At 61.8% G+C, this 1,383-nt stretch carries 1 protein-coding gene; it reads right to left on the reverse strand.

The window, feature by feature from the left end:
- Positions 1-177 precede the first annotated feature (177 nt).
- Positions 178-1,383, reverse strand: a 1,206-nt coding sequence (locus X756_RS136295; RefSeq protein ID WP_023699418.1) for a tetratricopeptide repeat protein, incomplete at its 5' end; no start/stop codon positions are given.

The following is a 1,383-nucleotide window of genomic DNA, read 5'->3' on the forward strand; positions in this document are numbered from 1 at the left end:
GACCTCATCCTCGCCCATGAGCGTGCTGTAGCCGACCACGTCGGCAGCAAGGATCGCGGTAAGCCTTCGCTCCATACCTGCCTGCGCCCTCCTTGGTCGATCAAGCGGCTTCGCGCAGCCTATTCTAGTCCCGCATCGGACGCGAGTGTGTGCGTCCGTTATGACGCGCGTGTGCTTCTACTGAACAACCGTAAAGTGAAACACCTTGCTTGAGTTGACGAAGGAATAGCCGCCGCCTCCATCGTCGCGGCGTTTATAGACGGGTCCACAGTCGGGGCGCCCGAACATATTCTCGCTCAGCTCGCACAATAAGTCGCCATCGACACGGACGGTCTCGGTGACCAGCCGCGTCGTGGAGCGGAAGGCTGCCTTGCCGTCGCTCCCGATCTGGAGGAAGGCTGGTTGGAGTCCGGGCTCAAGCTGACCCTGCAGAGTATGGCCCAGCACCAGCGAGGCGATCTCCTTGCCCTTCAAGCGGTTGTGCTCATCGCCGGTGAAACCGAACGGCCATTCGGGCAAGCCCGCCTGCTGCAACGCGTCGACGATGAGAGCCAAATCCTGCGGGTTACGATATTGGGCACCGTTGAGTCGGTATGCGGACAATGAATCGAAACCTGGTGTGGACATGGCACCTAGCCCCTCGGCCACTGCCGCCCTGGCATCCTGCAGGCGGCCGGCGCGGGCGTAGGCGGCACCAAGCGTGATCGTGAAATCTCCGACTGACGGCGCATCGTCGCGGGTGCGTTCGAGGGCCTCGATCGCCCTGTCGTTGCTCCCTTGAATTAGAAAGACCAGACCGGCAATTTGCCGGTTTACAGGTGAAAGGTTGGGATCGAGCCTGAGCGCCGTCTCGACCGCTTCGGCAGCCTCAGCATGACTGCCGGCGAACAGTTGCACGTATCCCAGGGCTATTTGCGTCTCAGCATCGCCGGGGCCGAGTGCGACGGCTCGCTCGACCGAAGCGATGGCTTCCTCGTAGCGGCGATCCACGACCTGCATGATCCCAAGAATAGCATAGGGCGACGAAAGGTCAGGGTCGAGTTGCAAAGCTCGGCTCGCCTTCTCATATGCTCTCTTTCGTGCTGGCGCGCTCTGCATGATGTCATTGAACGATTCACGCCAGATATACACCGTCGTGCTTGCATCCGCCGCGAAGGCTTCCGCAAAAGCGGGGTCGAGCTGCTCGGCCTTGTCGTAGAGCGTGAGCGCCTCCCGCAGGCCGTCGCGCCGACCGGTCCGTGCTGTCTGCTCGGCACGAAGATAGAAGTCGTAGGCTTCGAGGTTTTCGGTCGGCGGCCGCGCCATGCGTTCGCTTTCCGCTGCCGAAGGTTGCATGCCAAGCGCCTTGGCGATCTCGCCGCTCATCTCGTGCTGGACGGCAAA

Source organism: Mesorhizobium sp. LNJC405B00 (assembly GCF_000502615.1).
Taxonomy (GTDB): Bacteria; Pseudomonadota; Alphaproteobacteria; order Rhizobiales; family Rhizobiaceae; genus Mesorhizobium.